This window comes from Polaromonas aquatica, from assembly GCF_042659145.1.
In the GTDB taxonomy this organism is placed as follows: Bacteria; Pseudomonadota; Gammaproteobacteria; order Burkholderiales; family Burkholderiaceae_C; genus Polaromonas; species Polaromonas aquatica.
Map to the genome: position 1 here is coordinate 1 of NZ_JBHSRS010000073.1, position 25864 is coordinate 25864.

General features: G+C 60.2%; 25 protein-coding genes, 1 tRNA gene and 1 pseudogene. 14 read left to right on the forward strand and 13 right to left on the reverse strand.

From position 1 onward, the window contains the following. The 3 genes from ACFQND_RS13430 to ACFQND_RS13440 all read left to right on the forward strand — a co-directional run. Positions 1-484, forward strand: a 484-nt coding sequence (locus ACFQND_RS13430) for a hypothetical protein (RefSeq protein ID WP_377413835.1), incomplete at its 5' end; no start/stop codon positions are given. Between the two features lie 68 nt (positions 485-552). Continuing rightward, a complete protein-coding gene (locus ACFQND_RS13435) occupies positions 553-2649 on the forward strand; it encodes a hemagglutinin repeat-containing protein (protein ID WP_377413838.1) in 2097 nt (698 codons plus the stop codon). Next, positions 2646-2951, forward strand: coding sequence for a hypothetical protein (locus ACFQND_RS13440; RefSeq protein ID WP_371435252.1), 306 nt, complete (start codon positions 2646-2648; stop codon positions 2949-2951). Before ACFQND_RS13435 ends, ACFQND_RS13440 begins: the two co-directional genes overlap by 4 nt. A 352-nt stretch (positions 2952-3303) precedes the next feature. Here ACFQND_RS13440 and ACFQND_RS13445 read toward each other — a convergent pair whose 3' ends face one another. The 4 genes from ACFQND_RS13445 to ACFQND_RS13460 form a co-directional block, all read right to left on the reverse strand. After that, positions 3304-4218, reverse strand: a complete 915-nt coding sequence (locus ACFQND_RS13445) for an alpha/beta hydrolase (protein WP_371435251.1) — start codon at positions 4216-4218, stop codon at positions 3304-3306. Positions 4219-4251: 33 nt separating this feature from the next. Beyond that, positions 4252-5211: a Bug family tripartite tricarboxylate transporter substrate binding protein gene (locus ACFQND_RS13450; protein ID WP_371435250.1), complete on the reverse strand. Its 960-nt coding sequence runs from the start codon at positions 5209-5211 to the stop codon at positions 4252-4254. 74 nt (positions 5212-5285) lie between these two features. Beyond that, positions 5286-5840, reverse strand: coding sequence for a VOC family protein (locus tag ACFQND_RS13455; protein WP_371435249.1), 555 nt, complete (start codon positions 5838-5840; stop codon positions 5286-5288). Positions 5841-5866: 26 nt separating this feature from the next. Then, positions 5867-6796: a fumarylacetoacetate hydrolase family protein gene (locus ACFQND_RS13460; RefSeq protein ID WP_371435248.1), complete on the reverse strand. Its 930-nt coding sequence runs from the start codon at positions 6794-6796 to the stop codon at positions 5867-5869. 214 nt (positions 6797-7010) lie between these two features. Between ACFQND_RS13460 and ACFQND_RS13465 the strand changes: the two genes are divergently transcribed. Genes ACFQND_RS13465 through ACFQND_RS13485 form a run of 5 tightly spaced genes read left to right on the forward strand, consistent with a single transcriptional unit; the run spans position 7011 to position 10551 of the window. After that, positions 7011-7424 (forward strand): VOC family protein, encoded by a 414-nt coding sequence (locus ACFQND_RS13465; RefSeq protein ID WP_371435247.1) that lies wholly within the window; start codon positions 7011-7013, stop codon positions 7422-7424. A 31-nt stretch (positions 7425-7455) separates the two neighbouring features. Continuing rightward, a complete protein-coding gene (locus ACFQND_RS13470; protein ID WP_371435246.1) occupies positions 7456-8394 on the forward strand; it encodes a 2-hydroxyacid dehydrogenase in 939 nt (312 codons plus the stop codon). Positions 8395-8453: 59 nt separating this feature from the next. Next, a complete protein-coding gene (locus ACFQND_RS13475) occupies positions 8454-9149 on the forward strand; it encodes a GntR family transcriptional regulator (protein WP_371435245.1) in 696 nt (231 codons plus the stop codon). Between the two features lie 57 nt (positions 9150-9206). Then, positions 9207-10127 carry a dihydrodipicolinate synthase family protein gene (locus ACFQND_RS13480; protein WP_371435244.1) on the forward strand — a complete coding sequence of 307 codons (921 nt, stop codon included), beginning with the start codon at positions 9207-9209 and terminating at the stop codon, positions 10125-10127. 13 nt (positions 10128-10140) lie between these two features. After that, positions 10141-10551 carry a RidA family protein gene (locus ACFQND_RS13485; RefSeq protein WP_371435243.1) on the forward strand — a complete coding sequence of 137 codons (411 nt, stop codon included), beginning with the start codon at positions 10141-10143 and terminating at the stop codon, positions 10549-10551. Between the two features lie 254 nt (positions 10552-10805). On the opposite strand, the gene ACFQND_RS13490 is transcribed toward ACFQND_RS13485, so the two are convergent. Next, positions 10806-11132 (reverse strand): DUF4148 domain-containing protein, encoded by a 327-nt coding sequence (locus ACFQND_RS13490; RefSeq protein WP_371435242.1) that lies wholly within the window; start codon positions 11130-11132, stop codon positions 10806-10808. A 584-nt stretch (positions 11133-11716) separates the two neighbouring features. On the opposite strand from ACFQND_RS13490, the gene ACFQND_RS13495 reads away from it, so the two are divergent. The 4 genes and pseudogenes from ACFQND_RS13495 to ACFQND_RS13510 all read left to right on the forward strand — a co-directional run bounded on the left by ACFQND_RS13495 (position 11717) and on the right by ACFQND_RS13510 (position 14195). Beyond that, positions 11717-12397: a heavy metal response regulator transcription factor gene (locus ACFQND_RS13495; RefSeq protein ID WP_371435241.1), complete on the forward strand. Its 681-nt coding sequence runs from the start codon at positions 11717-11719 to the stop codon at positions 12395-12397. Further along, the gene (locus ACFQND_RS13500; RefSeq protein WP_371435240.1) at positions 12394-13833 is read left to right on the forward strand and encodes a heavy metal sensor histidine kinase; all 1440 of its coding nucleotides are present in this window, start codon (positions 12394-12396) and stop codon (positions 13831-13833) included. Before ACFQND_RS13495 ends, ACFQND_RS13500 begins: the two co-directional genes overlap by 4 nt. A 25-nt stretch (positions 13834-13858) precedes the next feature. Then, positions 13859-14046 (forward strand): annotated as a pseudogene (locus ACFQND_RS13505) (phosphonoacetaldehyde dehydrogenase); the annotation flags it as partial. A 73-nt stretch (positions 14047-14119) separates the two neighbouring features. Then, a tRNA-Arg gene (locus ACFQND_RS13510) sits at positions 14120-14195 on the forward strand. Positions 14196-14310: 115 nt separating this feature from the next. On the opposite strand, the gene ACFQND_RS13515 is transcribed toward ACFQND_RS13510, so the two are convergent. The 6 genes from ACFQND_RS13515 to ACFQND_RS13540 are packed head-to-tail and all read right to left on the reverse strand — an operon-like array spanning position 14311 to position 23218. Next, positions 14311-18339: a translocation/assembly module TamB domain-containing protein gene (locus ACFQND_RS13515; RefSeq protein ID WP_371435239.1), complete on the reverse strand. Its 4029-nt coding sequence runs from the start codon at positions 18337-18339 to the stop codon at positions 14311-14313. Beyond that, positions 18339-20228, reverse strand: coding sequence for an autotransporter assembly complex protein TamA (locus ACFQND_RS13520; RefSeq protein ID WP_371435238.1), 1890 nt, complete (start codon positions 20226-20228; stop codon positions 18339-18341). The genes ACFQND_RS13515 and ACFQND_RS13520 overlap by 1 nt, the downstream gene beginning before the upstream one ends. Positions 20229-20264: 36 nt before the next feature. Beyond that, positions 20265-21479, reverse strand: coding sequence for a vWA domain-containing protein (locus ACFQND_RS13525; protein WP_371435237.1), 1215 nt, complete (start codon positions 21477-21479; stop codon positions 20265-20267). A 10-nt stretch (positions 21480-21489) separates the two neighbouring features. Next, positions 21490-22110: a GNAT family N-acetyltransferase gene (locus ACFQND_RS13530; RefSeq protein ID WP_371435236.1), complete on the reverse strand. Its 621-nt coding sequence runs from the start codon at positions 22108-22110 to the stop codon at positions 21490-21492. 2 nt (positions 22111-22112) lie between these two features. After that, a complete protein-coding gene (locus ACFQND_RS13535; RefSeq protein ID WP_371435235.1) occupies positions 22113-22349 on the reverse strand; it encodes a hypothetical protein in 237 nt (78 codons plus the stop codon). A gap of 14 nt (positions 22350-22363) precedes the next feature. Then, positions 22364-23218, reverse strand: a complete 855-nt coding sequence (locus ACFQND_RS13540) for an AAA family ATPase (protein WP_377413847.1) — start codon at positions 23216-23218, stop codon at positions 22364-22366. A 168-nt stretch (positions 23219-23386) separates the two neighbouring features. Here ACFQND_RS13540 and ACFQND_RS13545 point away from each other — a divergent pair, with 168 nt between their 5' ends. Beyond that, complete coding sequence (locus tag ACFQND_RS13545; RefSeq protein ID WP_371436737.1) at positions 23387-24055, forward strand: c-type cytochrome; 669 nt, start codon at positions 23387-23389, stop codon at positions 24053-24055. Between the two features lie 68 nt (positions 24056-24123). Here ACFQND_RS13545 and ACFQND_RS13550 read toward each other — a convergent pair whose 3' ends face one another. After that, positions 24124-24558 carry a DUF1841 family protein gene (locus ACFQND_RS13550; RefSeq protein ID WP_371436736.1) on the reverse strand — a complete coding sequence of 145 codons (435 nt, stop codon included), beginning with the start codon at positions 24556-24558 and terminating at the stop codon, positions 24124-24126. Positions 24559-24739: 181 nt separating this feature from the next. Between ACFQND_RS13550 and ACFQND_RS13555 the strand changes: the two genes are divergently transcribed. Next, positions 24740-24961 (forward strand): hypothetical protein, encoded by a 222-nt coding sequence (locus ACFQND_RS13555; protein WP_371436735.1) that lies wholly within the window; start codon positions 24740-24742, stop codon positions 24959-24961. Between the two features lie 2 nt (positions 24962-24963). Here the strand turns inward: ACFQND_RS13555 and ACFQND_RS13560 are convergent, their stop codons facing one another. Next, positions 24964-25767 (reverse strand): IclR family transcriptional regulator domain-containing protein, encoded by an 804-nt coding sequence (locus ACFQND_RS13560; RefSeq protein ID WP_371436734.1) that lies wholly within the window; start codon positions 25765-25767, stop codon positions 24964-24966. Between the last annotated feature and the right edge of the window lie 97 nt (positions 25768-25864).

Here is a 25864-nt window from a genome sequence, read left to right on the forward strand (position 1 = left end):
CCCAACGAATTTGAATTGCAACTCGCTCAGGAGGCGGCTTAATTCTGATGAACCCAGTGGTCCAGCCCAAGGGGTTCACTCCAGTGGGTGGTCAAAACATGTCACAAATATTCATCTCAGAGCCCTGGAAATTACCTGGCGTGTCAATTATTGGCCTACCTACACCTTTGAAGTAAATATGGAACACGAAATAAAAAAACAACCTTTGATAGCGCTTCTTGTCGAGCTGCGGGAAATTTATCGAAAAGAAGGCGGTCTAGTATTTGTAAATGGAATAAATTCGGTCATCTTCTGGTTATCGAGTGATGATGAAACGGAAAATGAACGCTGGATAAACGCATGCACTGGCTACAAGACGATGGCGAGTGCGAAATCTGGATTTTCCGACGTCTACATTGAAAGAGATACTTTCGAGGAGAGGCTGAAAGCTAACGTACGTCTTGATCAGATTCGCACTGAGCTTTGGGCAAGCCTAGGACGTTGAGCGCAACGTCTGTCAGGGAAACCAGCCGCACCGACATCGAACAGAAGTTCAAGCAAAGCGGCATCACGGTGGCCATCAGCAACCCTGTGCTCAGCGCCATGCAGAATGCCGAAGGTATGGCTCAGGCCATAGGCAACACCAGCGATGGCCGCATGCAGGCTTTGGGCATTGCAGCGGCAGGCCTGAACGCCTACAACACCTATAACAACCTGCTCGGCAAGGACGGCAGCGTCGATCCCCAAAAAGCCGCCAGCATCAGCATCAATGTGAACATAGGCAGTTCGCAAAGCCAGAGTAATTCCAGCAGTGAAAGCAATACCGCGCGCGGCAGCACTGTCGCTGCAGGCAACAACGTCACCATCACCGCAACGGGTGCAGGTGCGGACAGCAACCTCACGGTGCAGGGCTCAAGCGTCACGGCTGGCAACAACGCGCTACTGGCCGCAGACAATCAGGTCAACCTGCTCGCTGCGCAGAACATCTCGACTCAAACCAGTATCAACAGTTCAAGCTCCAGCAGCGTGGGCGTCAGCTACGGCATAGGCAGTGGCGGTGCCGGGTTCGGCTTTAACGCCAGTGCATCCAAGGGCCAAGGCAGCAGCAATGGCCAGGACAGCAGTTTCACCAATACCAGCGTGAATGCGGGCAACACGGCGAGTATTCAAAGCGTCGGAGATACGACTCTCAAGGGTGCGGTGGTCACGGCCAACACGGTCATCGCCAATGTGGGCGGCAGCCTGAACATCCAGAGCCTGCAGGACACATCCACCTACAACAGCCAGCAGAGCAGCGTGGGCGGTTCGGTGAGCTTTGGTTCGAGTGGCAATGGCGCAGGTTTCAGTGCCAGCCAGAGCAAGATTGACAGCAACTTTGCCAGTGTGGGTCAGCAGTCTGGCATTAAGGCGGGTGATGGCGGGTTTCAGGTCAGCGTCAACAACAACACCGACCTCAAGGGTGGTGTGATTGCCAGCACCCAGGCTGCGGTGGATAACAGCAAAAACAGCTTCACCACTGGTGGCACGCTCACGACAAGTGATATCCAGAACAGTGCGAGCTTCAACGGTAGTGCTTTCGGAGTCAGCGTGGATGTGGGGACGCAGCCCGGAAAGCTGGGGGTGAGCGGCGTTGGCGTTGGTATCGGTAGCGACAAGGGAGAAGCCAGCAGCGTGACCACGGCCGGCATCAGCGGTATTGCGGCGAACACAGCAGTCAGAACGGGCGATGTCGAGACTGGGCTCAAGCCCATCTTTGATGCGGCCAAAGTGCAGCGCGAGATTGACGCGCAGGTCGCGATTACCCAGGCAATAACTCGAGAAACATACAAGTTGGGCGATGAGGCTTATCGCACCATGTTTCTCAAGAGCGCATCCATTTACCAGATTGTCAAAGATGAGGACGGTAATGTAGTTCTCGATGCAAACGGTCGCCCGGCCGTGAGAGAGCTCTCTGCAGAAGAAAGGTTAAACCTTCAGCCAGGCCCAGACGGCAAAGTGCACGTCGCCAACAACGGAATCTTTAATGACCTTGACGCGGCTGCGACATATGCCAACCAGCACAGCACCGCAGATACCGGTCCACAATATTTGGTTGCTTTTCCTCAAGCCGAAAATGCTATTTCCGAACTGTTGGTAGCTGCATACCAGAAGTATCTTGAAGGTGGCACATTTGGTTTAACGAATGCGGGGCAAGTCAATGTAGACCTGTTAAATACCTATGGTGCTACGGGTCTGGAACTAGACGGCCACAGCCGTGGAGCCATGACCATTGGCAACGCGTTGCAGGTCATTGCCAATCAACCCGGTGCAGCTGGCAGCCTGCCAGGCCTGACGATCCATATGTACGGACCCGCTTTTGACGTCATTGCCGCCGACGGCTTGCTCGGTTTTGTTCAGGGAAGATCCGCAACTGGTTATTCAACCGGCCTGGATGGGCCGGTTCTGCAATACCAGAACCATGTGGCCGATCCGGTGGGAGGTTTAATAGGCGGCAATGCAGCAACTGGCGGAACCGTGCCGGAGGGAAGCAGCGCCACTCGGGAAGCTATTCGGGCAGCTACTGGTCAGCCGATTACTGTTCATAATTGTTATGGCACAGGGCCACAAAAGTGCGCCATTTTTTGGAACGCAGCTTTCCCCGAATTCCTCCCGGCAATAGTCACTAAATGAAAAACCTAGTCTATTTAGCACTGATATCCCTCTCGCTTACTGCTTGTGCAAAGCCGTTTCAGCCACCTCCGCCGATGTTTAAAGATTTTTTAGGCGCTGGAGTTAATGAGGCCGAAGTTAAAACGCAAATGCTAAGGTGTGGATACAAAAATGTTGCCCTCGAAGTTCCAAGTACAACCCCGAATGATGTGGCGCGGCGTGAAATCTGCATGTTTAAGGCTGGCTTTAAATATGCAGATGGATACAAAGGCATTTGCTCCCTCCCTCAAGGCTCAAAAATTGAGGCATGCCGAATACCTTGAGCGAGCGTTGAAGGATACAAAAAGCAGAAACTTGCCATGAAGACGCTCTTTGTGTGGATTTCCACGCACGATTGACCCATTTTCCCATCGAGCGCTGACCCACTTTGCACAATGGTGCTCTGGACAGGACGCCGTGCGCGCTGGAGCATGGATGGGGCGCGTTAGTGGAAATATGGGTTACGTGTGCACTGAAATCAACAGCTGGGGAGGCCGCAGTTGCCTCCACCGGATCGTAGGAGTCGGCCTATAAGGTGATGACCCCAGCAAACACTTCAGTTTGGGTTGACTGCCGACGCTGCACTTTTTAGGCGGGCAGTAGAGGCACCCGATGCCGCGAATGCCTCGTTAATGCCTATTTTCCCTGTGCCATGAAGTCGAGTATTTCCCGTCCGAGCATGTCTTCACCGGTGTCGAAATGGGCAACGATGGAGGTGTGATTGTGATGCTCCAGACGCATGAATCGTGGGCTGCGCCGCCTGCTGGCCCGCACGCGGTGGAGCATTTCGAGGGCATAGACGTCCAGCCCGGGATTTTCAAATTCGGCTATGGCCAGGAGCAGGGGAACATCCAGGTTTTCGGCGTGCGTGACGACCGAACGCGCTTCATACAGCGTTTCATCGTTTCCGTAATAGGCACGCACGCCGTGAGCGTTCGGGTTGTCGGGCCGGGCGTCGGCGCGCAGGCGTGCGCTGATCAGCACCAGGCCGGCGACCCCGTGCCCATTGACCGGCCGGGTGAGGGGGTCGCATACGTAGGCCGCAGCATGCGCACCGCCTGCGGAGTGGCCGACCAGGAAGATTCTGGCCGGGTCACCGCCGAATGCCTGTGCATGGCTGCGCACCCATTCCATCGCCTGCGCCACATCCTGCGTGCCTTCCGGGTAGGCGGCTTCCGGGGCAAGGCGGTATTCCATGTTGATGCCAACGCAGCCATGACGTGCAAAGTAACGCGGCAGGTTGCCGTAGATCTGCGGGTTGGCATCCTTGTCGCCGCGTACAAAGGCGCCGCCGTGGACAAAGACGATGACCGGCGCGTTGCGGATGTTGGGTTGGCGGTAAACATCCAGTTTGTGCCGGGCATGTGTGCCGTAGGCCTGGTCGCGCGTCACTTCAATGCCGCCCGCATCCTGCGCGGCCAGCAACGGTGTGTAGACCTCCAGCACGGCCTTGCGGTTGGCGACGATGTCGCTGGCCCACATAGGGCCGAGCTCCAGCATGCGCGCGCGCGCTTTGTCTGAAAGTCCGGGGAAAGGTTGCACAGGCGTCATGATGGATTTTTCATCTGCTTGCTGCGCATCGGATCAGTCGACGACGACGTTGGCCGACTTGATCAGGTCGCGCCACATGGTGTGCTCTTTCCTGATTTCTGCAGCGAACGATGCCGGCGAGGTCGGGACCGGTTCAAGACCAAGTTTGGACAGGCGCTCAAGAAAAGGACCATCCTTCATCAGTTTTTGTACTTCACCGGCGAGGCGGCTGGTGATGGCGGGTGGCAGGCCAGCAGGTGCTAGCAGGCCGTTCCAGGTCACGGCCGAGAAGGCCGGATAAAGCTCTGCAATGGCCGGTACGTCGGGCAGCTGCGCATTGCGCCGTTCGCTGGTGATGCCCAGCAGCCTGATCTTGCCCGCAGCAGCGTGCTGCAGCAGCTCGGATGGGCTGCCGGCATACATCTGCACCTGGCCTGACAGGGTATCTGCCAGGGCCGGCGCGCCGCCCCTGTAGGGCACGTGTGTCATGTCAAGACCGGCGCGGCTGAGGAACAGCAGCGCAGCCAGGTGTGTCAGGCTCCCGGTGCCGCCGGAGCCGTAGTTGAGTTTTCCCGGGCGCGCCTTGACGTAGTCGATGAAGCCCTTGAGGTCTGTAACCGGCAGGCCGGGGTTGACCGCGATCACAAAGCCATTTGCGGCGATATTGGCGATGGGGGTGAAGTCCTTCATGGGGTCGTAGTTGACTTTTTGTGTCAGCGGGACCGGCCCAAATTGCGACAGGGCTGCGACAAACAGGGTGTAGCCGTCTGCCGGGGACTTGGCTACAAAATCTGCCGCAGGTGCACCGCCTGCGCCGCCCCGGTTCTCAACAATGACCGGCTGGCCCAGGGCTGTGCCCAGGCGCTCGGCAGTGATGCGGGCGATGGCATCTGTGTTGCCGCCCGGTGCGTAGGGAACAATGATCCTGACCGGCCGCTTGGGCCAGTCTTGTGCCATCACGGGCAGTGCAATAGCCAGCAGCGCGAACAGGAAAAAACGGCTGAATCGGTTCATTGAAAGCTCCAGAAATTGGTTCACCGGTAACAGGGCAGGACAACTTGATGGGACGTCAGGTGAAAAGGGCAGGGTCAGTCTTGCTTGCCCTGTTTGTCTTTCACCACGGCAGCGGGCGGCGGGACTACAAAACGCGCAAAGCGCCACTGGTCGAAGGACTCGATGTTTCGTTCCCAGACCTGCGGGCCGTGCTCTTCGTCAAGTGCGATCTGCTGCATCTCGCAATACAGTTCGACGTTGTTGCCGTCGGGGTCCTTGAACACCAGGAAGCAGTTTTCCCCGGGGCCGTGTTTGCCTATCCCGCGCACGATCTCGACGCCGCGCGCCTTGAGCATGTCTGCTGCCAGTTCCATGTCCTGCAGGCTGTCAACCAGGTAAGAAAAATGCTCCATGCCCGGGCGCGAGTAGCGCGGCAGGTCGTTGATGTCCGGTGAATCTTTCGGGATCTGGCTCAGGGCCAGGTCGTGGTGATCTGTCCCTGCGCGCAGGAAGCACATCTGGTCGCTGATCCAATCCGATACCTGCAGCCCCAGCACCTCGGTGTAGAACTCGACGGACTTGTGGATATCGCGTACCGCCAGGACCAGGTGGCCCAGTTTTCGCGGCTTGATTTTGTGATTGTTGGTCATGGTGTTTCCTTTGGGTCCATGTGCTTTTACTCTGCGACCACCTGGTTTTCAATCGTGCCTATGCCTTCAATGCCTGCGCGCATCACGTCGCCGGCCTTCAGGAAAATGCCGCGACCCATGCCGACACCGGTGGGCGTGCCTGTGGCGATCAGGTCGCCGGGCTTGAGTGTCATGATGCGCGAGAGGTAGGCGATCTGTTCGGCGACGCTGAAGATCATTTCGCCGGCGCTTCCATCCTGCATGCGCTCGCCATTGACGTCCAGCGTCAGGCGCAGGGTCTGTGGGTCGCCCAGGCAGTCGCGCGGCACAAACCAGGGGCCCATGGGACCGAAAGTGTCGAAACTTTTTCCACGAAACCAGTCGTGTGAGAAGGTGTAGTCGCTGCGGCGGGTCAGGTCACGTGAAGTGACGTCGTTGAACACCACATAACCGGCAACGTGCTCCAGCGCCTGCTCGGCGCTGATGTGCCTGCCGCCGGTGCCTATCACCACGCCGAGCTCGACCTCCCAGTCAAGGCGCTCCACCTCGCGCGGCTTGACGACTTTTGCGCCGGGGTCGGTGATGGAGGTTTCCGCCTTGATAAAGATATAGGGAGAGCTCTCGGCGCGCGCGGCGAGCTGGGTACCCATTTCCCTTGCGTGTTCATGGTAGTTCGATGCCGTGGCGAAGACGCGGGTCGGCTGGTAGGGCGCGCATAAACGGTAGCTGCCCTGGGCCAGCGGTTTGAGTGACTGTTTGGCGATGGCCTGCGCCATGCGTGCTGCGCAGGCTGCGGTTTCGGGGCCGAGTGCCTGCCATTGGGCGATGGTCTCGCCAACGCTGGCCCGTAGTGCATCCGGCGCGCCACCTGTGGCCGTCAGCGAGGCTTCCACATCGTAGAGCTCCGAGTCAAAAACCCAGGAAGGGCGCTTGAGGCCTGTGTTTGTTTCATAAGTTGCAAGTGCGTACCAAAGCATTAAATACTCTCCGAAATGATCCTGCTATTCACACTTGCCTGCAGTTAACAGTCAGTTTGATAACAAGGATTTGTTAAATACACAGTTTTGTTTGTGTATACACATTGACTTGTGTGTATTCTAATAATATGATTGGGCGTACACAAAGTCAACGGTGATTTCAGCAAACAGTGCAGATGATTTCAATCACGGCACATCAAACAAGGAGCATTTCATGGCCAAACTTCGCCATATCGCAATCTCGGTGCCGGATCCTGAGGCTGCCGCCAAATTTTTTGAAGAAGCCTTCGGCATGACCCGCGCCGGGAATGCCATGCGCGGTGTTTACGTGACAGACGGCGTGATGAATGTTGCACTTCTGAACTTCAAGGATGAGCCTGTGCCTGGCGGTTTCCCCAAAGGCCACGCCGGCGTCATTCATTTCGGCATGTGGGTCGACAACCTCGACGAGGCTGCGGCAAGCATCACGGCGGCAGGTGGTACTTACCTGACTGGCCGCAAGGAAAAAGATCCCAATGTCTATTACGAAGTGAAGTACCGGACCCCGGACTCCATTGTTTTTGACATCACGGAAACCGGCTGGAAGGGTGCCGTCAAGGATGTTGTGCCCCAGACCAGGGCTGACTGATGAATGCCGCTGACTTTATGGGGACGCTGCGATGAGCCGGGCGTCTGTACTTGCCTTGATACCGCTGCCGCGCCCTGCGCGCGAGGCGATTGAAGCGCGTTATGAGCTGTGCCTTGCCCCGGACCTGAACAGTGATGAGGCGATAGGGCGGTTCCGCGAGTCCGGGGTGCGCGCAGTTGTCACCAACGGCTCGGTGGGCCTGACAGCGGCGCAGATGGAGCGTTTACCGAAACTCGAAATTATTTGTGCTTTTGGCGCCGGCCATGAAAACATCGACAGCGCCGCCGCAGGGGCACGCGGCATCGTGGTGACGCATGCGCCCGGTGCGAATGACGCGACTGTTGCCGATCACGCCCTGGGCCTGATGCTGGCGCTGGCGCGTGGCTTCACGCTGCTTGATCCCGCTGTGCGGCGTGGCGAATGGAACAGCGCGCGCACCGAGCGCCCGACGCTCAACGGCGGCCGTCTGGGGCTGGTTGGCCTGGGGCGTATAGGCGCGAAGATTGCCGTGCGCGCAGCCGCTTTTGACATGCACGTGTCCTACCTGACGCGGCATCCCCGTGCGGATCTGCCCTGGCAGCATTACACGGATGTGGAGCAACTGGCGCGCGACAGTGACTTCCTGGTGCTGGCCTGCCCGGGCGGCGCGGCGACCCGTCATCTGGTGGATGCGCGTGTTCTGGCGGCGTTGGGCCCCAAGGGTGTACTGGTTAATATTTCCCGTGGTTCCGTGGTGGATACGGCGGCATTGATCGCCGCCCTTGAAGCCGGTAGCATCGCCGGCGCAGGGCTGGACGTGTTTGAGGCTGAACCGGATTTGCCGGCTGCCTTGCTGGCCTGCCGCAACACCGTTTTGACGCCGCATATTGCGGGTCGCTCACCGGCGGCGATTGCGGCGCAGACTGATATGCTTCTTGGCAGCCTTGCTGCGCATTTTGAAGAAGGCAAAGCACCCTTTGCGGTCGCTTGAGCGCCATTCCGGCCGCGCGCCAATCAGTTAAGCCATCACGATCACCGACGGATATTCCCATGTCTACCATCGCCACCAAAATCATCCAGACCCTTGCTGAAGAAATCATCAGCGGCGCCTTGCCGCCCGGCTACAAGCTGGAGGAGAAAAATCTCGCAGAGCGTTTTCAGGTGTCGCGCACGCCGGTGCGCGAAGCCCTGCGCGAGATGGGTGCCCGCGGCCTGATAGAGCTCATACCGCGCCGGGGCGCGATGGTCGCCAATATCGGGCTTGCGGAGTTGTCCGACCTGCTGGAAGCGGAGTGCGAGCTGGAGGCCCTGTGTGCCCAGCTTTCCGCGCAGCGCATGAGCGTGGTGGAAAAAAAGCAGCTGGAGCGCATACATGAGCAGACGGAGGCGCTGGTGGCAGGCAGGAACGAAGCCGACTACCTGGAGCTGAACCGTAAATTCCATGAACTGATTTGCGTGGGCACCCACAACAAGACCATTGCGAACATGGTGGGCGGACTGCGGGACCGCCTCAGCGCTTTCCGCCAGGCGCAGGCGGGTACCGAGGGACGCCTGACGGTCGCCCATGATGAACATGGTGCCGTGGTCGAGGCCATTCTTGCATCCGATGGCGCTGCGGCATACGCGGCGATGCGCAACCACGTGGCACGTCTGAGCACGGGTGTGATGGACCGCTTGCGCGATGCGCAGGCCGGTAAACCGGCTGTTCGCAGCCAGGATGAGGTATTTCCTTCACTGGGGCTTTAGAACAGGTTCTTAGGCCCCGGTATTGCTGTCCGCACAACTTCACAGGAGTTTTGTTTCATGGTCTCTGCCGATTTCACCGGTGCTTTTGCGCCCGTTGTCACCCCTTTTGCTGCCGATGCCACACCCGACTTTGAGCGTTTTCTCGCGCATTGCCGCTGGCTTATCGACGAGGGCGCAGGGCTTGCAGTGTTCGGCACCAACAGCGAAGCGAATTCACTGGCAGGCGCCGAGCGCATGGAGCTGCTTGACCGGCTGCTTGATGCGGGGCTGCCGGCCGGGCGCTTTTTGCCGGGCACCGGCGCCAGCTCCATCACCGAAACCGTGCAGCTGACGCGCCATGCACTGGGGCGCGGCTGTGCCAGGGTGTTGATGCTTCCGCCGTTTTTCTACAAGGACATCACGGACGACGGGCTTTATTCCTTTTATGCCGACGTGATCGAGCGTGTCGGCGATGCCCGACTCAAGGTCTACCTGTACCACATCCCCGCCCTCAGCGGTGTGCCGATCACGCACCCGGTGATCGAGCGCCTGCTGCGCGATTACCCGGGCACTGTTGTTGGCATCAAGGACAGTTCGGGCGACTGGGACAACCTGCAGGCGATGCTGACGCGTTTCCCGACCTTGCAGGTCTTTCCGGCTTCCGAGAGTTTTATCTCGCGCACGCGGCCGCTGGGCGCCCGTGGCTGCATCTCGGCCACGGTCAATATCAACCCGCGCCGCATTGCCCGGCTGGTGAACGAATGGGATGCGCCGCAGGGCAAGGCGCTGCAGGCAGAGGTCGACCAGGTGCGCAAAATCATGCAGTCCTACCCGATGATTGCGGCGCTCAAGGAAGTGCTTGCCGTTGGGCTTGACGATGCTGAGTGGCGCCGGGTGCGCGCGCCGCTGGTCGGGCTGTCGCGTGCGGCGGCAGATACGCTTATCGGTTCGCTGCGGCAATGCGGTTTTGCGTTGCGCGAAGCCGCTCTGTCCGCCTGAGGGCACCTGGGCCATGGAAAAAAATTCCAACACCATCAAGCCCCTGGGCAACTACCCGCCGCTGCGCCGTGCCGGTGAATGGCTGTATGTGTCTGGCATGAGCGCACGCCAGGCGGACGGGCAGTGCGCCGGCGTGTTGCGCGAGGCTGATGGCAGCGTGACCATAGACGTCGCGCTGCAGACCCGCGTCGTGATCGGGAAGATACGCGATGCGCTGGCCGGCGAAGGTGCAACGCTGTCCGACTGCGTAAGCCTGACCTGTTACCTGACCGATATGCGTGACTTTGATGCCTACAACCGCGCATACGGCGAGCATTTCAGCATCGATGGCCCGGCCCGGACCACGATCGCCGTGCATCAGTTGCCCCATCCCGACATGCGCATAGAGATCACGGCGACTGCTTGTCTGGGCACCCGGCAATAAACCTCGCGGGCTTGTTCGCGGGAATATGCGAGGCTATCGGATATGTCTCAAATTGCCGAGTAGTGCAACTGGTTTTCCAGGCGCCGGTGCGCCCGGATGACCTGGCCCGCGAGCTGCCACTGCCATTGTGGGCAGGCCTTCTTGTAGAAGAGCTGGGGCCTGTGGAAAAACTGCGGGCGCAAACTCAACACCAGCCTGCAGTTTTTCCATCCCGCATTTCCGGTTCGATTGCCCGGAAGGGCGTAGACAGCCGCTTAGCGGTAGATCTTGCGATTGCTGCCGTCCATGATGACGTAGTGGCGGGCTTCCTCGCGCACTTCAGCACGGGTCCGGTCGCTCGACGTTGCAGGCGCAGGTGCAGCCGCAAATGCAGCTTCCTGGCTGACCGGCAGGGCACCAGCCTGGCGAGCCTTGAGGTATTCGGCCTTCACTTCAGCGCGGGTCAAGGTGCTGGTCGACGCCACGGGATTGATGGCCAGGGCGGCTTCACCGTACAGATGGTTCTGGCTCTGGGCAAAAGCACTCACGCTGCCCATGGCGGCGATGGCAACAACGGCAGTGGCGATAAATTTCGTGTTCACGGTGGATTTCCTTTGGATCATTGGTTTTGTGTGTAGCGCCATCCAGGTGACGGGATGACTGTGATGCAGCTTCTGCATCACGGGTCCTACTTTAAAAACGTGGCTGCGACACCGTGCTGACCAGCAGATTACAAAAACGTTATGTGAGCCTGCTGGATCATGTCCGACAGCTATTGCCGGGGCTCCCGTGTTTTCACGGAACTTAAAAGTACCGGCAGAGTCGGATGTCGATCGTTCGCCACTTTGGGCTGTGTTGCGGCATGGATGCCGTACCCAGGCATGGCATCCGGGCATACAGAGCATGCACCTGCGGCCGCGAGCCATTACCGCTGAATCGGGCGGGTGTAATGTTTCAATAGGAAACCTGCCTGCTGTCCGCCTGGCCCCGATATTTCCTGCCCGGGGGTAGCTGTCATACAAACGCTGTCGCTCCACTGTTCGGCCTTTGACGCTTGCAAACCTTGTACCGGCGACAAGCTCCTCAACATTAGGGGCGTGAATTGATAAACCAGAAGGCAGAAGGGGGATGGAACAAAATACTTCCCTACCGATTACAGATAAGTCACGTACGATCAAGGCATATTTTGAAGATTCTGCTGATTGAAGATGAACCCAGGGCCGCAGACTATCTGCGCCAGGGATTGGCTGAAAGCGGTTATGCCGTCGAGGTCGCGCACAACGGCACGGATGGGCTGCATGCTGCGGTTAACGGTGATCACGACCTCATCATTCTCGATGTCATGCTGCCCGGTATTGACGGCTTTGCTGTCCTGTCGGCACTGCGCACGTCCAGGCAGGTACCCGTCCTGATGCTGTCTGCCCGCGGCAAGACTGACGACAAGGTGAAAGGCTTTGATCTGGGCGCTGACGACTATCTCGTCAAACCATTTCAGTTTCCAGAATTGCTGGCCAGGGTAAGGACCTTGCTCAAGCGCGGCCAGCCGGTGGGCATCGAGCCGGTGTTGCGGGCTGCGGATCTGGAGATTGATCCCATACGTCACCGTGCGACCCGCGCCGGGCAGCGCATCGATCTGTCGGCCAAGGAGTTTGCATTGCTGACCCTTCTTGCCCAGCGATCAGGCGAGGTCTTGTCCCGCACCCAGATCGCCTCGCTGGTTTGGGACATCCATTTTGAATCCGACACCAATGTGGTTGAAGTCGCCATAAGGCGTTTGCGCGCAAAAATTGACGACCCCTTTGAAGAAAAACTGATCCACACGGTTCGTGGCGTGGGTTATGTCCTGGAGCAACGCGGCCAACCATGACCCGACCCCTTAAACGCTGGCTGGCCAGGAATTCATTGGCATCCCACATCGCCCTGGCGAGTGCATTGTTCGGCCTCATCGTGGCCGGCGGCGCAGTCGCAGTAGCATTTTGGGCACTGGCGCAGCAGCTGGAAGCCCGTTCAACGGCAGAGCTGGAGAGCAAGCGAGAGCCGTTGAAGCATGTGCTGGCGGAAATCCCGTCCCGGCAAGCCGTCCTGCAAAACCGGCACCGATTTGATGATCTGCTCATCGGCCATGATGACCTGCATCTGGCGCTGGTAGATCCGTCCAGTGGTCAAGCCATAGCCAGCTTTTCCCCGGTGGCATTGCAATCTGTAGCTGCGCGGGACGCCGGGTCTGAGGAAGGAACGACTATCCGCGTGTGGTCCGCGCTGGGCGGAGAACGATTGCGCACCATTGGTGGTACCGGCCTCACTGCGAACGGCGAATCCGTAGGCTACTACCTGTCACTGGACCGGCGGCGCGACTCGCGCCTGCTGACGGGGTTCGTCAAGGCGACGATAGTCGTCCTGCCCCTGCTGTTGTTGGTCGTGGCTCTGGGCGCCTGGCTGATTGCCCGCGCAGCGCTGAGTCCGCTGAGGCGTTTTAACCGGCTGGCCGCCTCCATTGGCGCACAGTCGCTTGGCCAGCGACTTTCTTCCACAACCTTGCCTACGGAACTGGCCGAGCTTGCGACGGAATTCAACGGCATGCTTGACCGCATCAATGAGGGTTACAAGCGCCTGCAGGAGTTCTCGGGAAATCTGGCGCATGAAATGCGTACGCCAGTTGCAACGCTGCTGGGGCGCACGCAGGTTGCGATGTCCCAGATGCGTAGCGCGGAAGATTTGCAAGGCGTGCTGGAAGGCAATATTGAAGAGCTGGAGCGCCTGTCGCTCCTGATCTCGGACATGCTTTTCATCGCCAGCGCGGATGCCCAGGAAAATCCCACCCATGGAGAACACCTGGAGCTGGCTGATGAAACACAGAGGGTGGCCGACTACCTGTCTCTCATCGCAGAAGAGCGAGGCATCACAGTGGCCGTCAAGGGCACGGCAGCGGTCACGGCAGATCGCTTGCTGGTGCAACGCGCAATCACCAACCTTGTATCGAACGCCATCCGTCATGCGTACTCGAATTCGACGGTATCCGTGGTGATTGCGCAAGAGGACGGAAACGCCACACTGAAGGTGACCAACAAGGGGGATGGCATTGCCCCAGCCCACCTGGAGCGGATCTTTGACCGTTTTTACCGTATTGACTCTGGCCGCGCGCGCAGGGACGGTGGTACCGGTCTGGGCCTGGCGATTGTGCGCTCGATCATGTCGACCCATTGCGGGTCGGTGACGGTGCGCAGCTCGCAGGGCGGAGAAACAACTTTTACGCTCACGTTTCCTGTGACGGCTGTGGTCCGGCAAGCCGCCGCAAAGCATTGATGCCGGCATTTACATCAACGGGACGGACTACACAACGCGCTTTGCCAATGGGCTGAAAGCCGGAATGCTCAACCTGTGGGAGGTGCCCGCTTACCGGATGGAGTTCACGCCCTTAGGCGGTATCAGGGACTGGGGCCTGGGCTACAAGGAGGCGTGCAGGAAGCGGTGCAATCGTTTTGCAATGGCAAGACATTGGTCATGCCCCGGGATTGAGTCGCAGCGTTCTGGCCACATTGGTCGATGGCGAAAATGCACCGGCTGCCCGACTTGGTACACTATCGGGCGTGCCTTTGTAGCTCAGTGGATAGAGCGATCCCCTCCTAAGGGATAGGTCGCAGGTCCGATTCCTGCCAAGGGCACCATTTTTATAGACACGCATTTGCAGGCGTGTTTTTTCGCACCGGTGAGTCTGTCCCGGGTGAATTCCGGGCAAGACAGCACCTGAGTCCTTCAACCGGCCCGCACTTTGAACCAGCCTCAATCGTAGGGAATGGTGAAAATCAGGTCCACCGCGCTTTGCTGGCCGGCCTGCGCACGCACGGTAAAGCGCTGCGACAGGTCATAGAAGATATACAGCGTACCCAGCGCACCGGAAATGCTGCGCTCGTAGGCCGCGTAAAAATTACGCGAAAAGCGCTTGCCCAGTGTGACCGCGCCTTCCGTGGTGCTGCCATCGGTGTTGCTGGATGCGCCGCGAAATGACAGCTCATCCAGCCCCAGCGATGCCGCCAGTCCGCCAGACATGCCGCCGCTTTTGCTTCCCAGCAGCGCAAGCGCGGCCTGCTGGAGCAGGGCGGCTTCCCCGCCGCCTGAAGCTGACGACCGGCCAAGTACCAGCCATGACAGTTTCTCCGCGTCCGGCAGGTCGGGCTGCGCATACAGGCGTACGCGCGGCAGCAGGGCGGTGCCTGTGATCTGCACACCGACGCGCTGGGTGAGGTTGGGTCGAATGGCCAGCACGTCAAGGGAGGGGTTGTCAATCGGGCCGGTAAAACGCAGCAGGCCCTGCTCTATATCCAGCCGCTGGCCATAGGCGCGGTACTCGCCGCCGAAGGTGTTGACGGTTCCGGTCAGGCGCGGGTCGGTCAGCGAGTCACCATTGAGCGCCAGTGCGCCGCGCACCCGGGTGTTTACCCCTTTGCCCTGCACGCGAAAGTCCTGGCCCAGGTCAAGTTTGACCGCCAGCTTGATGGTCCGGCTGTCCTGGGGGGCGGATGCTGTTGATGCGCTGGTTTGCTCCGGTGCTTTTTTGCCCACGGCCACTCCCGTGCCATTGCGCACGACCACGTCATCACCGAGTTGCGGCGTGCCTTCTTCCGGCAGGAGGATCAGGGCCTGGTCTACCTTCAATGCGCCGCTGAACTGGGTCTGTTTTTTGTCATGGCGCGCCTGCAGTTCACCTGAAATGGTGAGCTGCCTGTCGCTGCGCAGGCTGGCGCGCAGACGTTCCAGCTTTGCGTCGAGCTGCAACACGGGCTGGCCGTCCAGCCAGGCTACTTCGCCCTGCGCGGTCAGCGAGCCGCCCGTGCCTTTGTCGCCGGCACCCTGCAATGTGAATTCATTGATGCGCATGCGCGTGCCATCCAGCCGGGCGCGCAAACGGCCCTTGCCAAACTCGATGCCGTCAACGACTGAACGCAGCGCAAGATTGTTGGCCTGCAGGTCTCCCGCCAGCTGCGGTGCAGCCCGGGTACCGCTGACCGTGATGTCGGCGCCCAGCGAGCCCCTGAGCCGCCAGCCCGGTGGTGCCAGCACCGACCAGACGCCAATACGCGGCAGCTGCGCACGCAACTGGCCGCTGAGCGGTGCGTCAAGCGGCCAGAGCCAGCCGCCTGTGCCCGAACCTTTATCGCTGCCGTTTGCAGGTGTACGTGCCAGCCTGGTTTTGAGCTGGCCATCCACGGTGCCGGCCCGCTCGCTGTCCCAGCGCAGCACCAATGTCACGGCCTCACCCTCGCTCGCCAGCGATAGCCGTGCCTGCCGAACACCAGCGGTCACGCGTGCCGGTCCGCCCGGATCGCCGTCTGCCTGCACAGTGATGTCGCCGCTGCTTCTTTCCAGGCTGACCTTCAGGGCCAGCGTGTTACCCAGCCTGGCGTCCCAGGCGCCTTCGAAAACCAGGTTGCCGGCCAGCCCGGCTCCGGCCATTTGTGGGCCTGCCACTAGTTCAATCCAGGCCATGGGCAAGCCGGTGATTTTCCCGGCTGTAGTGAGTTCGCCGGCCTGCCAGCGTACGGGTTGCCAGGACAGGGTGGCAGCGCCGGGGCCGTTTGAGGCAGTGAATGCGCTGGTGGCAGGGGCACTCAGCAGGGCTTCGCCCGCGCTGCTTTCAAAGCTGCCGTTTGCCGGAATCCATTTGAGGTTGACCGTGTCGCGTGTTGCCAGCCGCCATGCACCCGCGCCAAGTGCTGCGTCTTCCACGCTTAGGCTGAGCTGCTTTATAAGGCCTTGCCAGCCCGCGTCGCGGTTTCGCCCGGCCGCGGGGACCCGGCCCGCATCGGCGTTCAATTGCAATGCATAGCGGCGCTGGCCCGCTTCCAGGCGGCCCTGGGTACTCAATTGGGCCTGGCTCAGTCGGCCGGAAAGCGTGGCCTGCAATGCGCGAAATTTCAGCACTGTGGGTGTGGCTTCGGGCGGTGTCGTGGGCGTTGCAACGGTGCTTGTTGTGCTTGAATTGGCACGCCAGTCGAACGAGGGTATGTCCAGTTGGGCCTTGAGCATCGGGTCCAGCCAGCCGCCTTGCCAGCTGGCTGTGAGCGCCGCATTGCCGCTTGCAGAATGGGTTTTAAGTGCGGTCTGGATGGCGCTGGGCATGCCCGGCAGTTTTTGCATCCAGCGCAGGACCTGCGCCGCGTCTTTGCCTTGCAGGCTGAAGTCGCCCTTGCCGCTGCTTTGCCGCAGCTCGCCTTGCAGCTTTGCGTCCAGCCCGGGTGCTGTCAGGGCCAGGCTGCCTTTGCCACCACGTGCGGTTGGTTGAACTTCCAGCTGACCCGACAGCTCGGCCTCGTCGGTCCTTATGCGCAGTGACGACAAAACCAGCGTGCCGCCCGCCTGCCCGGCATTCCAGCTGCCGCTTGCATTTGCATCACGCAGGCGCAGCTGCGTGCCGGGAGCGCCCTTGCTTGCCATGGCCGGAGCTACGGGGGCGCCCGCAGTCTGCAGGCTGGCCTGAAAGCCCAGCGCTGCGCCCTGTTGCTGCACGCTGGCCTGGCCGTCCAGGGGCGGAGCTGCAAGCTGGCTGTGCAGCGCCTGAGGGCTGATGTGGCGCAGCGTGGCCTGCAGCTTCCACGGAGGTGTGGCCTTGTCGGTGGATGCCCCGAACCATTCCCCGCTGGCCAGCAACTCGCCGCCGCCGGCCTGCGCCTTGAGGGATCGGACGATGGCCAGGCCATCGCGCCACTCGCCAAGACCCTCCAGCCGCTCCAGCGGCAGCCGGTGCTGGTCCCAGGCACCGGGCAGCCGGTTGGCCAGTTGCAGTTGTATGGACCACGACTGGGTGCTTGAAGCCGTGCCTGACGGACGCACGCTGGCGCTGCCCGTCAGCAGGGTTTGTGGTGCATCCGGCCAGAGCGCAGCGATGTCGACATCCCGAAAACTGGCATCGGCTTGCGGTAGCGGTTGCGCTGCCCAGGGCGTGATGCGTGCCGTGGCGCTGGCGTGCACGGCGGTAGCCACCATGGTGGTGTTTCCGGCGGCAGGCTGCTCTGCCACCCGCAGGGTTGCGCTGAGCAGCAGCTCGGTCAGCGGACCGCGAGCCGTTGCGTCAAAGGCCAGCGCCAGGGGTGTTTTGCTGCCGGAGAGGGTTGAGGCTACGGTGCCGGACAGGCTGGCATTCAGCGTTAGCGGGTTGTTGGCTGCCACGGTGGCGCGTCCGCGGTAGCTGCCGCTGGCGACCTGCGCGTTGCCCAGGTCCAGTGCGTGTTGCCTGCCGTTGAACTCATAGCGTCCTGCAATGCCGGATGCAGAAAAGTGCATGGACCCCAGCCAGCGCAGCTCTCCCACGGAAAACGCGCCCAGCACGATGCGCAGCGGCAGGCCCAGCGTATCGGGCGGGCCGGCAGATGGGGCGGCGGAAGGTTCCCGCTGGTCGTCTACCTGCAGGCTTGCGACGGCCAGGCGCTCGAATTGAAGGGTGCCGCTGAGCAGTGACCAGGGTTGCCAGGCCAGGCTGGTGTCCCGGGCTTCCACGGTCAGCCCGTCACGTTGCCATACCAGGCGTTCAATGCGGCCGCCCGAACGAAGCGATCCGGTGGCTCCTTCGGTCGCCAGCGGTGGGGCCGAGGATGAGGCTGGTTCTGCGAGCCACGCCCCAGCCCAGCGCAGGGCGGTGGCCAGCGAGCCATCGCTGCCCGCCCACCACCACAGGGCGCTGAGTGCCAGCGTGATCCCGGCCATGAGGCCGGCTGCGGCAAGCACCACCGCCTTCAGCCAGCGCCGCGCGGGTTTTGCGTGTCGCGGACCAGGCTGGTCGGGCGATTTGTTGCCGGGCGTGTTCAATGCATTCATCAGAAAACAAAACCCACACTTGTATGCAGGCGAAACCGTTTGGCCTGCACGCCATAGGCGAGGTCAATCTGCAGCGGACCTATCGGGCTTTTCCAGCGCACGCCGGTACCAACCCCGACCGACAGGCGTATGTCTTGCGGCCTGTCGGCAACACCGCCGGCATCAAGGAACAAGGTGCTTTCCCATTCCGTGGGCAGCCCGTTGCGGCGAATCGGCTGTTGCCATTCGATGCTGCCAACCGTCATGTAACGTCCCGGGCCTATGATGCCGCTGGGCAGCACGACGCCGATATCGCGGTAGCCATAACCGCGCACTGTGCTGTCGCCGCCGGTACGAAACAGTGCGGTGCTGGGCACGCGTGCCGTGTCGTCGGCACGCACACCGCCGGCCTCCGCGCGCATGGCAATGCGGCCGCGCTCCAGCGTATGAATACCCAGCCAGCGGCCCACGGCGCGCACGTAAGGCTGGCGTTTTGAGTTCTGGCTGGTGGCCAGCGTGAAACCACCGCCCAGCTCGAAGCCCAGGCCGTAGCCCTGGCGGGGAAACGGCAGGCTGTCGAAATAACGGCCCGTCCAGACGTAATTCCCGCTGATGGCCGAACCATCGCCGGTATCCGCGCTGGTGTTGCCGGCCAGGCCGGTGCCGGACACCTTGGCCCGGTCGTATTGCACGTAGATGTTGCGGTCTATGCGGTCACTGGACTGGCTTCGGCCGAAGCGCAGGCGCTGGGCCGTGGTAATCAGGGTGTTGTCATTGAGCCGTTCCGCACGGGCCAGTGCGCCCCAGCGCCAGTTCGCCTCGTCGGGCAGGGAGGTCCATTCGGTTTGCGCAAACGGGGACTTCCTCTCCAGCTGCAACTTGGTCACGGCGCGCCAGTCGGTGCCGGGGACGCGGTTGTGCGTGTGTTCCAGCGAAATGCGCGGGCCGCTGTCGGTGCTGGCGCCTATGCCAAACACCACTTTTTGCAGTTTCGCCTCACGCACCTGCACCTGGACCGGAACGGCCAGCGGGTCGCTTTCCGGGTCGATAAAAATGTAGGCCGAATCAAAATAGCCGCTGGAGGCGATTCGCTGCTGGGCTTCTGTCAGCAGCTTCTGGTCATAGATGGCGCCTGTTTGCAACTGGGCCAGGCGCGGCACAAGCACCGGGTTGTAGCGTTCCATGCCGGTGACCTGCATTTCACCGAGCCGGTACAGCGGGCCTGAGTCCAGCCTGAGGCCGAGGTTGGCGGTTTTGCCCGGTGCATCCACGTCCGCCAGGCTGTCGGCCAGTTTGCCTGCTGGATAGCGCCGTGCCACAAGTTCGCGCAGGGCCTGTGTTTTGGCACTATCCCAGCGGTCCTGCGTGAAGCGCTGGCCTGGAGGCAACTGCCAGTTGTTCTGGATAGCCAGCCGCTGGGCCTGTGCGTCGGCGTCGGGTGAGGTCGCGATGTCTCCGGCAAAGCTGATATTGACAGGCCCGACCAGAGTGGCCTGGCCAGGTTTGACGTCGATGACGATGACCGGGTGCTGGTTGGTGCCCGTCTGCCTTGTGATGTGAATGTCAGGGCTGAAATAGCCCAGGGTGCCCGCGAGGTTGCGCACATCGCCCTCGGCGAGCACGATCAGGCGGGCCAGTTCAGTGTCGTCAAGATCGGTCACGGCTCGGTAGCGCTGCAGCGAATTGTGTTTTTCGAGCAGTTCGCGCAGCTCTGAAAACTCCGGCGGCGTCTGCACCGAAATGTCAAAGGCGGTGCTGTCCTGCATGCCGGTCTGGGCCCTGGCTGCGGGCACAAAGAGCCATGCCAGCAAAATCAGGAAAGCGCAGGCCCGGGCGACAAAGGCCTGGCGGATGGACGCAAGGCCAGCTTGGATGGCAGCGCTGGTGCCGCGTGTACTCGGATAGGTCACGCCGCCCAGTTTACTTGAGCACCGGACGTGTTGACGCTATTTGGACAGCATGCGCATGGCTTCTTCCAGGCCCTTGATGGTCAGGGGGTACATGCGCTGGTTGACCAGTTGCTGGATCACGCTGATGCTCTGGCGGTATTGCCACACGCCCTGCGGTTCGGGATTGATCCAGGCGAATTTTGGAAAGGCATTGGTCAGCCGCTGCATCCATTCGGCGCCGGCTTCCTCGTTGTTGTATTCCACACTGCCGCCGGGCTGCAGGATTTCGTAGGGGCTCATGGTCGCATCACCGACAAAGATCAGCTTGTAGTCCTTGTTGTACTTGCGGATGATGTCCCAGGTGGCGAATTTTTCGCTGAAACGGCGGCGGTTGTTTTTCCACATGAAGTCATAGACACAGTTGTGGAAGTAATAAAACTCCAGGTGCTTGAATTCGGCCTTGACGGCCGAGAACATTTCCTCGACCCGGTGGATGTGCTCGTCCATGGTGCCGCCCACGTCCATCAGCAGCAGCACCTTCACGTTGTTGTGGCGCTCGGGCACCATCTTGATGTCCAGCCAGCCGGCATTGGCCGCGGTGGACTTGATGGTGTCGTCCAGGTCCAGTTCTTCGACATTGCCCTCGCGGGCAAACTTGCGCAGGCGGCGCAATGCCACCTTGATGTTGCGTGTGCCGAGTTCCTGGGTGTCGTCGTAGTCCTTGTAGGCGCGCTGGTCCCAGACCTTGACGGCGCTCTTGTTGCGGCTTTTTTCCTGGCCTATGCGTATGCCTTGCGGATTGAAACCGTTGGCGCCAAACGGCGAAGTGCCGCCCGTGCCTATCCATTTGCTGCCGCCTTCATGGCGTTCTTTCTGCTCTTCAAAGCGTTTTTTCAGCGTTTCCATGAGCTCGTCCCAGCCCATTTTCTCGATCTTGGCCTTTTCCTCAGGGCTGAGCTCCAACTCCAGGTTTTTGCGCAGCCATTCGAGCGGGATGTCCTTGGTGAAGTCGGCAAGCATCTCCACGCCCTTGAAGTAGGCGGCAAAGGCACGGTCGAACTTGTCGTAGTGTTTCTCGTCCTTCACCAGGATGGTCCGGCTCAGGTAATAGAAGTCGTCAATTTTGTAGGCGCCTTCGCCGATGTCCTCGGGCAGCTTGCCGCTGTTCGGGCCGACGACGCCGGCCTGCAGCGCTTCCAGCAGCATCAGGTATTCCTTGACGGAAACCGGCAACTTGGCAGAACGCAGGGTGTAGAAAAAATCGATCAACATGTCTTGTTCCTCATGCCCCGTTGGCTGTGGTCGATGGGCGGGGCTTGTTGAGCAGGAAGCGCAAATGCGCCTTCACTGTCGGCCATTCGCTGGCGATGATGCTGAACACCACCGTGTCGCGCAAAGTGCCATTGGCGGCGACCTGGTGGTTGCGCAATACGCCGTCCTGTTTGGCGCCCAGCCGGGCAATCGCGGCGCGGCTGTCGAAATTGAACCAGTGGGTACGAAACTCCACGGCGATGCAGTTCAGCTTCTCGAACGCGTGCTCCAGCAGTATGAGTTTGGCCTCGGTATTGACGCCGGTACGCTGCACGCTCCGGCTGTACCAGGTGTGGCCTATTTCCAGTCGCCGGTTTTTGGCATCCACGTTGAAATAACGCGTGGAACCGACAATCCTGCCGTCGGATTTGCGACGCACCACGAAGGGTAGGGCGCCCTGTTCGTCGCGCATTTTCAGTGCCGCGTCGATATAGCTGAACAGGGCATCGGGGTCACCGACGCTGGTGTACCAGAGGTTCCAGAGTTCGCCGTCTTTGGCGGCTTGCAGAAGCTCGTCAGCGTGCTCCCGCTTCAGCGGCTCCAGCACGACCCAGTTCCGGCCGGTCAGGGTGACGGGTTCTGCAAATGCCATGCTTACTTCTCTGTGTCAGCTGCGCCGGGTTTGCCGCGGTTGCGCCAGCGGCGCGCAATCTGCAGGCCCGCACCGCCACCCAGCCCGACGAGCACAATGCCAAAGATGCTGCTGTTGCTGTAGCCTGGGTCGAAGATGTTCAGGCCAAGGAGCAAGCCTATCCAGTAGCCCAGCAAGGCGCCTCCGACAAAGCCGATGGCATCCGAGAGACCTTCAACAAGCAGCGATTTCTGGTTCATGGGGGATCAGTCCTTTAACGATTATTGCGCTGCATGAACACCAGCTTCTCGAACAGGGTTACATCCTGCTCGTTTTTCAGCAGGGCGCCGACCAGCGGCGGCACGGCGACCTTGTCGTCCTTGCTTTGCAGGGCTTCCAGCGGAATGTCTTCGGCGACCAGCAGCTTGAGCCAGTCCAGCAGTTCGCTGGTGGATGGCTTCTTTTTCAGGCCGGGCAGGTTGCGCACGTCGTAAAAGGTTTTCATCGCTGCGGTCAGCAGCTCTTTCTTCAAATCGGGGAAATGCACGTCCACGATTTGCCGCATGGTGTCGGCATCGGGGAACTTGATGTAGTGGAAAAAGCAGCGGCGCAAAAACGCGTCGGGCAGTTCCTTTTCGTTGTTGGACGTGATGAACACCAGCGGCCGGTGCTTGGCCTTGATGAGCTCGCGTGTTTCGTACACGTAAAACTCCATGCGGTCGATTTCACGCAGCAGGTCGTTCGGAAACTCGATGTCGGCCTTGTCGATCTCGTCGATCAGCAGCGCCACCGGCGTTTCCGAGGTGAAGGCCTGCCACAACACGCCCTTGACGATGTAGTTGTGGATGTCCTTGACCTTTTCGCCGCCATCGACAGTGCTCAATTGCGAATCCCGCAGGCGCGACACGGCATCGTATTCATACAGGCCCTGCTGCGCCTTGGTGGTGGACTTGATGTGCCACTGCAGCAGCGGCAGGCCCATGGCCTGGGCCACTTCCTCTGCCAGCATGGTTTTGCCGGTGCCGGGCTCGCCCTTGACCAGCAGGGGCTTCTTGAGGGTTGCGGATGCATTGACGGCAAGCATCAGGTCCTGGGTGGCGACGTAGTTTTTGGAGCCTTGGAATTTCATGTTCTGGATTCAGTTCTTTGATCGGTTTCAGGGCGTTTCGGTTGAATTTGAAAAGGTATCCGGGTCTTTGCGGCGGGCCGTTTTTTTGGCGGGACAGGCCCAGATATAATCACAGGTTGTTTATAACAACAGTCCCCACCTGAATTCTCACTCGATTGTGCGCGCAAAATGAACAAGCTTTTTACTACGATATTCGCTGTAGCTGTCGCATTTGCGACGATCCCAAGCCAGGCCCAGGACATCAAGGGCGATGCCAAGGCCGGTGAGAGCAAGAATTCCATGTGCATTGGATGCCACGGCATCAAGGGCTACCAGTCCACTTTTCCAGAGGTGTACAAGGTCCCCATGATCTCCGGCCAGAGCGCCCAATATATTTCATCGGCGCTGCATGCCTACAAGAAAGGCGATCGCAAATACCCCAGCATGCGCGGTATTGCCGATAGCCTGTCCGACCAGGACATCGCTGACCTGGCTGCCTATTACAGCGCCAGCGGCGTGGTCGCCGGTGCGGAATTGCCTGCCAAGCCTGTAAAAGAGCCCACCGCAGAAGTCCAGGCCCTGCTGACCAAGGCCAATTGCGCCTCCTGCCATGGCGCCAACTTCAGCAAGCCAATCGACCCGTCCTACCCGAAAATTGCCGGCCAGCATGCCGACTACCTGTTTGTGGCACTCAAGGCCTACAAGGTCGATCCAGGCAACCCCAGGGTTGGTCGTGGCAATGCCATCATGTCCGGCATGGCCAAGCAATACACCAACGCAGAGCTGAAGTTGCTGGCCAACTACCTGTCTTCCGTCCAGGGTGAACTCAAGACTGTTCCCGAGAGCCGTTTCCGCTAAGGAAACAAGCGCCTCCTGAAAAAGCCGTCGAAAGACGGCTTTTTTGTTTCCCCCGGGCTTAATCTTTCCTAATCCCTTGTGGCGCGGCGCTGCACGCAGTCTATATAGGCCGCGCCGTCGGGTGGGCGGCCGGCGCGCTGGCTCTCCCATACCATCTGGCCCAGGCAATCCATGGTTTCATGGTGTGCGTCGTGCAGCGAGTCGCGTTTGGCGGTGAGCAGTTCCACGGCCTGCCGTATGCCGCGCGGCTGGTCAATCGAACATTGTTCGCTGATGGACAGGTGCATGGACAGGTGCAAAAACGGGTTGGTCTTGCCGCCCTCCACGTCGTACATTTTTTCAAGCGCCGCATCGGCATCGGCAAAATCGGCGTGGTACTCGGGGTGCTCTTCAATCCACTGGCTTGCTATGGTTTCGATAGCTTCCAGCGGTTGTCCTGCCTTGGCCTTGGCATAAACAGAACAGAAAAATCGGCGGACATCGGCTTGTGATGGCGTAAACATGGCGGAAGGTTATCACGCCCCCTGTTCCCTTTGCCTGTACGGTGGATACTGGCGCTTCATTGACGCCAGGCGCCGGTGGAGTCCTACAGACGGTTTCAGCAGTCATCCCTACATTACTGTCCAGGGTGATGCGCTTCCGGGGTGTGTCGCCTGACCTGACAAACCGGATGAGGGAATTTTAATGAATGCAGCAAAAATAACGGGCATTGTTCTGGTCGTGATCGGCCTTGCCGGATTTTTTACCGGTGGCTTCAGTTTTACCAAAGACACCACGGCAGCCAAAATCGGCCCTATCGAACTGACCGTCAAGGAAAAAGAGTCGGTCAACATTCCACAGTGGCTCAGCCTGGGCGCCGTGGCATTGGGCGCGATCGTGCTGGTCGCGGGTTTTCGAAAATCCTGAGCCTAGTTTCTTTGCGCGGCAAGCAGGCCTGAAACTGTTCTGGCGGCGGCCAGCAATTGCGGCAGCATGGTGTCATGCATGGCCTTGGCGCTTGTGCGGTTGGCCTGGCCGCTGATGTTCAGGGCCGCTACTGTTTGCCCGCTGCGGTTGGTGATTGGTGCCGCCATGGACACCAGGCCCTCTTCCAGCTCCTGATTCACCAGCGCCCAGCCTTGCCGGCGCGCCAGGGCAATGCGGGCTGCCAGTTCACCAATGTCGGTTGCCGTGTGTTTGGTGAGCGCTGTCCGTTCCGAGGCTTGCAGGCGCTGCATGAGCTCATCTTCCGGCAGCGCAGAGAGCAGCATGCGTCCCAGCGAGGTGCAATAGGCCGGCAAGCGCGAGCCCACGTTCAGGTTGATCTTCATGATTTTGTGCGTTGACACACGAATCACATACAGGATGTCGGTCCCGTCAAGCACGGCGGCCGAACATGACTCCTTTACCTGCCCGGCCAGGGCTTCCATCACCGGCTCTGCCAGGTTCCAGATCGGCATGGACGAGAGGTAGGCAAAGCCCAGGTCCAGTATGCGCGGGGTGAGGCTGAACAGCTTGCCCTCCACGTGTACATAGCCCAGCGCCTGCAGCGTCAGCAGGATACGGCGCGCGCCCGCGCGGCTCAGCCCGCTGCGTCCGGCCACTTCGGTCAGCGTTTGCCGGGGTGCGCTGGCGCTGAAAGAGCGGATCACCTCCAGGCCGCGCGCAAACGACTGCACATAGCCGTCTCCGGGCTTGTTGTCTGCAATGCGGTTACTTGCTGCATTTGCCATGGGGATCGTTTTCTCCTAAAATTCATTATACGAACTCTTGTTCTAATGTCGAACAAAATAAACGCAAGATAGCCTCCTGTGTTGCGTGTTTCAGACT

Bases quoted from the DNA above. Each gene is read 5' to 3' on its own strand.
- ACFQND_RS13440 (WP_371435252.1), top strand. From the start codon at position 2,646: ATGAAAAACCTAGTCTATTTAGCACTGATATCCCTCTCGCTTACTGCT.
- ACFQND_RS13445 (WP_371435251.1), bottom strand. From the start codon at position 4,218: ATGACGCCTGTGCAACCTTTCCCCGGACTTTCAGACAAAGCGCGCGCG.
- ACFQND_RS13450 (WP_371435250.1), bottom strand. From the start codon at position 5,211: ATGAACCGATTCAGCCGTTTTTTCCTGTTCGCGCTGCTGGCTATTGCA.
- ACFQND_RS13455 (WP_371435249.1), bottom strand. From the start codon at position 5,840: ATGACCAACAATCACAAAATCAAGCCGCGAAAACTGGGCCACCTGGTC.
- ACFQND_RS13460 (WP_371435248.1), bottom strand. From the start codon at position 6,796: ATGCTTTGGTACGCACTTGCAACTTATGAAACAAACACAGGCCTCAAG.
- ACFQND_RS13465 (WP_371435247.1), top strand. From the start codon at position 7,011: ATGGCCAAACTTCGCCATATCGCAATCTCGGTGCCGGATCCTGAGGCT.
- ACFQND_RS13470 (WP_371435246.1), top strand. From the start codon at position 7,456: ATGAGCCGGGCGTCTGTACTTGCCTTGATACCGCTGCCGCGCCCTGCG.
- ACFQND_RS13475 (WP_371435245.1), top strand. From the start codon at position 8,454: ATGTCTACCATCGCCACCAAAATCATCCAGACCCTTGCTGAAGAAATC.
- ACFQND_RS13480 (WP_371435244.1), top strand. From the start codon at position 9,207: ATGGTCTCTGCCGATTTCACCGGTGCTTTTGCGCCCGTTGTCACCCCT.
- ACFQND_RS13485 (WP_371435243.1), top strand. From the start codon at position 10,141: ATGGAAAAAAATTCCAACACCATCAAGCCCCTGGGCAACTACCCGCCG.
- ACFQND_RS13500 (WP_371435240.1), top strand. From the start codon at position 12,394: ATGACCCGACCCCTTAAACGCTGGCTGGCCAGGAATTCATTGGCATCC.
- ACFQND_RS13515 (WP_371435239.1), bottom strand. From the start codon at position 18,339: ATGAATGCATTGAACACGCCCGGCAACAAATCGCCCGACCAGCCTGGT.
- ACFQND_RS13525 (WP_371435237.1), bottom strand. From the start codon at position 21,479: ATGTTGATCGATTTTTTCTACACCCTGCGTTCTGCCAAGTTGCCGGTT.
- ACFQND_RS13530 (WP_371435236.1), bottom strand. From the start codon at position 22,110: ATGGCATTTGCAGAACCCGTCACCCTGACCGGCCGGAACTGGGTCGTG.
- ACFQND_RS13535 (WP_371435235.1), bottom strand. From the start codon at position 22,349: ATGAACCAGAAATCGCTGCTTGTTGAAGGTCTCTCGGATGCCATCGGC.
- ACFQND_RS13540 (WP_377413847.1), bottom strand. From the start codon at position 23,218: ATGAAATTCCAAGGCTCCAAAAACTACGTCGCCACCCAGGACCTGATG.
- ACFQND_RS13545 (WP_371436737.1), top strand. From the start codon at position 23,387: ATGAACAAGCTTTTTACTACGATATTCGCTGTAGCTGTCGCATTTGCG.
- ACFQND_RS13550 (WP_371436736.1), bottom strand. From the start codon at position 24,558: ATGTTTACGCCATCACAAGCCGATGTCCGCCGATTTTTCTGTTCTGTT.
- ACFQND_RS13555 (WP_371436735.1), top strand. From the start codon at position 24,740: ATGAATGCAGCAAAAATAACGGGCATTGTTCTGGTCGTGATCGGCCTT.
- ACFQND_RS13560 (WP_371436734.1), bottom strand. From the start codon at position 25,767: ATGGCAAATGCAGCAAGTAACCGCATTGCAGACAACAAGCCCGGAGAC.